This is a genomic window from Pseudacidovorax sp. RU35E, from assembly GCF_900156165.1.
GTDB lineage: Bacteria > Pseudomonadota > Gammaproteobacteria > Burkholderiales > Burkholderiaceae_C > Xenophilus.
Genome location: NZ_FTMY01000023.1, coordinates 21,241 through 27,944, shown reverse-complemented (window position 1 = coordinate 27,944; position 6,704 = coordinate 21,241). Strand labels below are relative to the sequence as shown.

Annotated in this window: 6 protein-coding genes; all 6 read right to left on the bottom strand. The window is 65.2% G+C overall.

Features of this window, described 5'->3' with window-relative positions:
• Positions 1-1,161, bottom strand: a 1,161-nt coding sequence (locus tag BXA03_RS26175) for an enoyl-CoA hydratase-related protein (RefSeq protein WP_200803441.1), incomplete at its 3' end; no start/stop codon positions are given.
• Positions 1,162-1,420: 259 nt separating this feature from the next.
• Positions 1,421-2,119, bottom strand: coding sequence for an ABC transporter ATP-binding protein (locus BXA03_RS26170; protein ID WP_076512112.1), 699 nt, complete (start codon positions 2,117-2,119; stop codon positions 1,421-1,423).
• Position 2,120: 1 nt separating this feature from the next.
• On the bottom strand, positions 2,121-2,897 hold the full coding sequence (locus BXA03_RS26165) for an ABC transporter ATP-binding protein (RefSeq protein WP_076512111.1): 777 nt from the start codon (positions 2,895-2,897) through the stop codon (positions 2,121-2,123).
• Between the two features lie 52 nt (positions 2,898-2,949).
• Positions 2,950-4,266, bottom strand: coding sequence for a branched-chain amino acid ABC transporter permease (locus BXA03_RS26160; protein ID WP_076512110.1), 1,317 nt, complete (start codon positions 4,264-4,266; stop codon positions 2,950-2,952).
• A 3-nt stretch (positions 4,267-4,269) separates the two neighbouring features.
• Positions 4,270-5,217: a branched-chain amino acid ABC transporter permease gene (locus BXA03_RS26155; protein ID WP_076512109.1), complete on the bottom strand. Its 948-nt coding sequence runs from the start codon at positions 5,215-5,217 to the stop codon at positions 4,270-4,272.
• A 158-nt stretch (positions 5,218-5,375) separates the two neighbouring features.
• On the bottom strand, positions 5,376-6,608 hold the full coding sequence (locus BXA03_RS26150; protein WP_076512108.1) for a branched-chain amino acid ABC transporter substrate-binding protein: 1,233 nt from the start codon (positions 6,606-6,608) through the stop codon (positions 5,376-5,378).
• Positions 6,609-6,704: the final 96 nt, after the last annotated feature.

The window sequence follows — 6,704 nt, the reverse complement described above, 5'->3', positions numbered from 1 at the left end:
CTCGAACACGGCCTCGATGATGAGGTCGCAGTCCTTCAGGTCGTCGTAGCTCAGCGTGGTCTTGAGCAGCGCCATGCGCTCCTCGTACTTCTCGGCCTTGAGCTTGCCCTTCTTGACCTGGGCCTCGTAGTTCTTGCGGATGGTGGCGACGCCGCGGTCCAGCGCGTCCTGCTTCATCTCCAGCATGGTCACCGGGATGCCGGCGTTCAGGAAGTTCATGCTGATGCCGCCTCCCATGGTGCCGGCGCCGATCACGCCCACCGTCTTGATGGCGCGTTGCGGCGTGTCGTCCGGCACGTCGGCGATCTTGCCGGCGGCGCGCTCGGCCATGAAAAGGTGACGCAGGGCGGCCGACTCCGGCGTGAACATCAGGGCGATGAAGTTCTGGCGCTCGAAGGCCATGCCGTCGTCGAACTTCATCTTGGTGGCAGCCTGCACGGCCTCCACGCACTTGAGCGGCGCGGGATAGTTCTTCGACATGCCGCCCACCATGTTCTTGGCGAACTGGAAGTAGGCATCGCCCTGCGGATGGCGGCATGGCAGGTTGCGCACCAGCGGCAGGTCACCGCCCTTGGCGGCCACGTCGCGGGCGAAGGCGATGGCTTCTTCGAGCACCGACTCGGCCGAACCGGCCATCTTGTCGAACAGCTTCTGGCCCGGCAGGCCGGCCAGGCGCTCGCTCTTGACCGGCTCGCCGCTCACGATCATGTTGAGGGCCGCCTCGACGCCCAGCACGCGCGGCAGGCGCTGCGTACCGCCGGCACCGGGGATCAGGCCCAGCTTGACCTCGGGCAGCGCCACATTGGTGCCGGGCGCGGTCACGCGGTAGTGGCAGCCCAGGGCCAGTTCCAGCCCACCACCCATGCAGACCGAATGGATGGCGGCCACCAGCGGCTTGGTCGAGGCTTCGAGCGCCAGGATCACCGACAGCAGGTTGGGCTCAGCCAGCGCCTTGGGCGAGCCGAACTCCTTGATGTCCGCGCCGCCGGAGAAGGCCTTGCCCGCGCCGGTGATCACCACGGCCTTGACGGCCGAATCGGCCAGGGCCTTGGCCAGGCCATCGGTGATGCCGACCCGCGTGGCATAACCCAGGCCGTTGACCGGCGGGTTGCTCATGGTGATCACGGCCACGTCGCCGTGGACTTTGTATTCAGCCGTCATGCTGCGTTCCTTGGGTTGCGATGAGGGAGCGTTCGGAGCCATGCGCAGGTCGCCGGCGAGCCCGGCGTGCGCTGTTGTCTCCTAAAAAAGCACGAGTGTTCTTTTCGGGGCATTCTAGGCAGATCGGATGGCGCGACAACCGCTGCCAGTCGCTCCCGGGACAAACAGCCGCGAGCTTGCACCCACGGCCACGCGAAGGCAAAAAAGAAGGGGCTCGCGCCCCCACTTTCGGCAGGGCCAAGGCCCTTGAATGAAGGGTTCAGACCTCCAGCCATTCCTTGCGGATATTGGCGTCGGCGCGCAGGCCATCGGGCGTGCCGTCGTAGACGATGCTGCCATGGCCCATCACCAGCGCCCGGTCGGAGATGTGCATGGCGATGGTGAGCTTCTGCTCGATCAGCAGCACCGAGACGCCCTTGTCCTTGAGCGTGCGCAGGTACTGGCCCACCAGCTCGACGATCTTGGGCGCCAGCCCCTCGGTGGGCTCATCGATGATGATGAGTTCGGGGTCGCCCATCAGCGTGCGGCAAAGGGTCAGCATCTGCTGCTCGCCGCCCGAGAGCACGCCGGCCTCTGTGTGCTGGCGCTCCTTGAGGCGCGGGAACATCTGGTACATGTCGTCGAAGCCCCAGCGGCTGCCCTTGCCGGCGCCCTTCTGGCCCAGCATCAGGTTCTGGTGTACGGTGAGCTTGGGGAAGATGTCGCGGTTCTCCGGCACGTAGCCGATCCCCAGGTGTGCGATCTCGTAGGCCTTGCGGCGCAGGATGTTCTGGCCCTTCCAGTGCACCGCGCCCTCGCCGTGCACCAGCCCCATGATGGCCTTGGCCGTGGTGGAGCGGCCCGAGCCGTTGCGCCCCAGCAGCGCGACGATCTCGCCCGGCTGGATGGCGAAAGAGACGCCATGCAACACATGGCTCTTGCCGTAGTAGGCGTGCAGGTCTTCGACCTTGAGCGTCATCTCAGTGTCCTCCTTGTTCGTCGGCCACCGGCGAACCCAGGTAGGCCTCCTGCACGCGCGCGTTGGCGCGCACGGCCTCGGGCGTGTCGAAGGCGATCACCTCGCCATACACCACCACCGCGATCTTGTCGGCCAGGCCGAAGACCACCCCCATGTCGTGCTCCACCGTGAGCAGCGTCTTGCCGACGGTCACTTCCTTGATGAGGTTGATGAAGTGCGTGGTCTCGGTCTTGCTCATGCCAGCCGTGGGCTCGTCCAGCAGGATCACGCTGGCACCGCCGGCGATGGTCACGCCGATCTCGAGCGCGCGCTGCTCGGCATAGGTCAGGTTGACAGCCAGCACGTCGCGCTTGCGCTCCAGCCCGACCTGGCGCAGCAGCACCTCGGTGCGCTCGTTCGCATCGTCCAGGCGCGACAGGAAGCGCAAGAAGGTGTAGCGGTAGCCCAGGCTCCACAGCACGCCGCAGCGCAGGTTCTCGAACACCGACAGCTTGGGGAAGATGTTGGTGATCTGGAAGCTGCGCGACAGCCCCTTGCGGTTGATCTCGTACGGCGGCAGACCATTGATGCGCTCGCCGTGCAGCAGCACCTCGCCGCTGGTGGGATGCAGGCGGCCGCTGATCAGGTTGAACAGCGTGGACTTGCCCGCACCGTTGGGACCGATGACGGCGATGCGTTCGCCGGCGCGCACCGCCAGGTTGGCACCACGGATGATCTCGGTGCGGCCGAAGCTCTTGCGCAGGTCCTTCAGTTCGATCGCGTATTCGCTGTTGCTCATGCTCGGCACTCCACGCAGGCCATTGGATGTCGGGTCGTCATGTGAAGTCCTGTCATGCAGCCATCTCCTGCCGCTTGATCTGCGCCTCGATCTCCTCCTGTGCCTGGCCCCACCGCCGCGCGAAGCGGCGACGGACCTGGTCGAACAACGCCAGACCGACCAGCGCCACGGCGCCGACCAGCGCCCAGTGCGCGGCCGAGGAGGTGTCCAGCCCAATGCCGAAGAAGCGCACCGTCGGGCCAAGGGCCGCGTTGAGCTGCATGTGGTAGAGCATCTCGACGATGCCGGCGAAACCGGCCGCCATCAGTGCCCCCGTGGCCGCCAGGCCGACATAGAGCCACTTGAAGCGGCCCAGCTTGCCGAAGCGCGCCACGCGCACGTTCATCATGATCAGGCTGGCCACGCCGCCTGGCGCGAACATCACCATGAACAGGAACACCAGGCCCAGGTACAGCAGCCAGGCCTTACTCAGCTCCGACAGCAGGATCGAGGCGAACACCAGCAGCACCGCGCCGATGATCGGACCGAAGAAGAAGGTCGCGCCCCCCAGGAAGGTGAACAGCAGGTAGCCGCCCGAACGGATCGTGGACAGGCTGTCCGACGCGTTGACGATCTCGAAGTTGATGGCCGCCAGACCGCCCCCAATGCCGGCGAAGAAGCCCGCGATGATGAACGAGAGGTAGCGAACGCGCTGCGTGTTGTAGCCCACGAACTCGACACGCTCGGGGTTGTCGCGCACCGCATTGAGCATGCGGCCCAACGGCGTGCCCGTGAAGGCGAACATCAGTGCCGTGCAGACGAAGCAGTAGACGGCGATCAGGTAGTACACCTGGATCTGCGGGCCGAAGTTCCACATCAGGAACTTGCCGTACACGCGATCGGTGGTGATGCCGCCCTCCCCGCCGAAGAAGCCCGGGAACATCAGCGACATGGCCGCCACCAGCTCGCCGATGCCCAGCGTGATCATGGCGAAGGTGGTGCCCGACTTCTTGGTGGTGACGAAGCCGAACAGCGCCGCGAAGAAGGCACCGGCGAAACCGGCCACGATCGGGATCAGCACCAGCGGCATCGGGATCTGGCCCTTGGAGGCCATGTTCATCGCATGCACCGCGATGAAGGAACCCAGCCCGGTGTACACGGCATGGCCGAAGCTCAGCATGCCGCCCTGGCCCAGCAGGATGTTGTACGACAGGCAGATGATGATCAGGTAGCCGATCTGCGAGAGCATCGTCAGCGCCAGGCTGCTGGTGAACACCAGCGGTGCCACGATCAGCGCGAGTGCGAACAGGCCCCACACGAGGATGCGGCCCAGGTTCAGCGGCTTGAAGCGGTAGTAGGTGGTCGGCGAAGTCATGGGAAGGGCACTCATCGATCAGTCCTCGCGGGTTCCGAGCAGGCCCTTGGGCCGGAAGATCAGGATCAGCACCAGGAAGAGGTACGGCAGGATCGGCGCCACCTGCGAGATGGTGAGCTTGAGCAGTGGATAGCCGAAGGTCTGGTCGGTCACGGCCATGCCCAAGGCGCGCAGGCCCGAGGCCATGGACTGGTCCAGTGCGACGGCAAAGGTCTGGACGATGCCGATCAACAGCGAGGCCAGGAATGCGCCGGCGAGTGAGCCCATGCCACCGACCACCACCACCACGAAGATGATGGAGCCCACCGAGGCAGCCATGGCCGGCTCGGTGACGTAGGTGTTGCCGCCGATCACGCCCGCCAGGCCGGCCAGCGCGGCGCCACCGCCGAACACGAGCATGAACACCCGCGGCACGTTGTGGCCGAGTGCCTCGACCATCTCCGGATGCTTCAGCGCGGCCTGGATCACCAGGCCGATGCGCGTGCGGGTGAGCAGCAGCCAGACGGCCAGCAGCATCAGCAGCGCGACCAGCATGATGAAGGAACGCGACTTGGGGAACTGCGTGCCGTAGAGCGTGAACAGCGGCCCTTGCAAGGCCGTCGGCAGGCCGTAGGGCACGGTGGAGCGGCCCCACACCAGCTGCACCACTTCGAGAATCAGATAGGACAAGCCGAAGGTGACCAGCAGTTCGGGCACGTGGCCGAACTTGTGGACCCGGCGCAGGCTGTAGCGCTCGAAGGCGGCGCCGAGCGCACCCACGAGCAGCGGCGCGACGAACAGCGCCGGCCAGAAACCCAGCACGCCAGAGAGCGTGTAGGCGAAATAGGCACCCAACATGTAGAAGCTGGTGTGCGCGAAATTGAGCACCCCCATCATGCTGAAGATGAGGGTCAGGCCGGAGCTGAGCATGAAGAGCAGCAGCCCGTAGCTCACGCCGTTCAGAAGGGAGATGAGAAAGAATTCCACTGTCGTCGAGCCTCAGGAAAACATCCGGCCCAGAAACCGGAGTCGATCTCCGGTGGGCGCGGTGAGCATGGCCGGCGCAGGGCGCCGGCGGGCAGCGGAGGGGGCCGCATCCGGGCCGGCAGGCGTCATGCCGGCGCGGCCCGTGCTACCCGAAGGTATCAGGAAGGCCGCTTCATCTGGCAGCTGGTCGGCGTGCTGGCCACGTAGGGCTCGTAGTACTTGACGGGCGCCAGCGTGTAGCCCGTGTTCTCCGGGCTGTAGGGGTACTTGGCGCTGGCCTTTTCCCAACGTGTGATCCACAGGCCCTGCTGCAGTTGGTGGTCGGTCTTGCGCATCTCGACGTCGCCGTTGAAGCTCTTGAACTTCATGCCCTCCATGGCGGCCGCGACCTTGACCGGGTCGGTCGACTTGGTCTTGACGAAGGCGTCGGTCAGCATGGAGAAAGCCGTGTAGATCACGGTCGTGTACATGTCGTCGTTGAACTTCTTCTTGTACGCGTCGGTCAGCGGCTTGATGGGGCCCTCGGCGTTGTAGTGGCTGTAGCCCACCTGGTAGACCTTGCCGTCGGAGGCGGCGCCCATCGCCGTGGGCGTGCCGCTGGTGACGGCATAGTAGGTGTAGTACTTGACGTTGAGACCGGCGTCGTTGCCCGCCTTGATCAGCAGCGCCAGGTCGGAGCCCCAGTTGCCGGTGATCACGGTGTCGGCGCCCGACTGCTTGATCTTGGCGATGTAGGGTGCAAAGTCGCGCACCTGCGCGAGCGGATGCAGGTCGTCCCCCACGATCTGCACGTCGGGCCGCTTGCGCGCCAGGTTCTCCTTGGCGAACTTGCTGACCTGCTGGCCGTGCGAATAGTTCTGATTGATCAGGTAGACCTTCTTGATCTCGGCCTGGTCCTTCATGTAGGTGGTCAGCGCCTCCATCTTCATGGAGGTGTCGGCATCCAGGCGGAAGTGCCAGTAGCTGCACTTGCTGTTGGTGAGATCGGGGTCCACCGCGGCATAGTTGATGTAGACCACTTCCTTGCCGGGATTGCGCGCGTTGTGCTTTTCCAGCGCGTCCATGATGGCCAGGGCGGGGCCGGAGCCGTTGCCCTGCACCACGTAGCGCGCACCCTGGTCCATGGCGGATCGCAGGGCTGCGGTGGTTTCCTGGGGGCTCAGCTTGTTGTCGATGCCGATGATCTCGAACTTCACGCCGGCGGCGTTCTTCTTGTTGAACTCCTCGGCCAGGAACTGGAAGGTCTTGAGCTGGTTCGTGCCCACCGCCGCCATCAGGCCGGACAGCGGGTCGAGCCAGGCGATCTTCACGGTCTCGCCCTGCTGGGCAAAAGCGCTGCTGCCGAAGGCCAGGACGCAGGCGGCGGCGGTCAGTTGGAAAGAGGTCTTCAAGGCATGTCTCCTGTGTGGTGTCCCGGGTGCCGGAACTTGCACGAGCGTACAGTGCTTCTTTGCGCGCTCGCTAGGGGAAAGCCCCGCGATTCCCCT

What these genes read in the sequence shown, in the direction of transcription:
- BXA03_RS26170 (WP_076512112.1), bottom strand. Translation starts at nt 2,119, where the DNA reads ATGACGCTCAAGGTCGAAGACCTGCACGCCTACTACGGCAAGAGCCAT.
- BXA03_RS26165 (WP_076512111.1), bottom strand. Translation starts at nt 2,897, where the DNA reads ATGAGCAACAGCGAATACGCGATCGAACTGAAGGACCTGCGCAAGAGC.
- BXA03_RS26160 (WP_076512110.1), bottom strand. Translation starts at nt 4,266, where the DNA reads ATGAGTGCCCTTCCCATGACTTCGCCGACCACCTACTACCGCTTCAAG.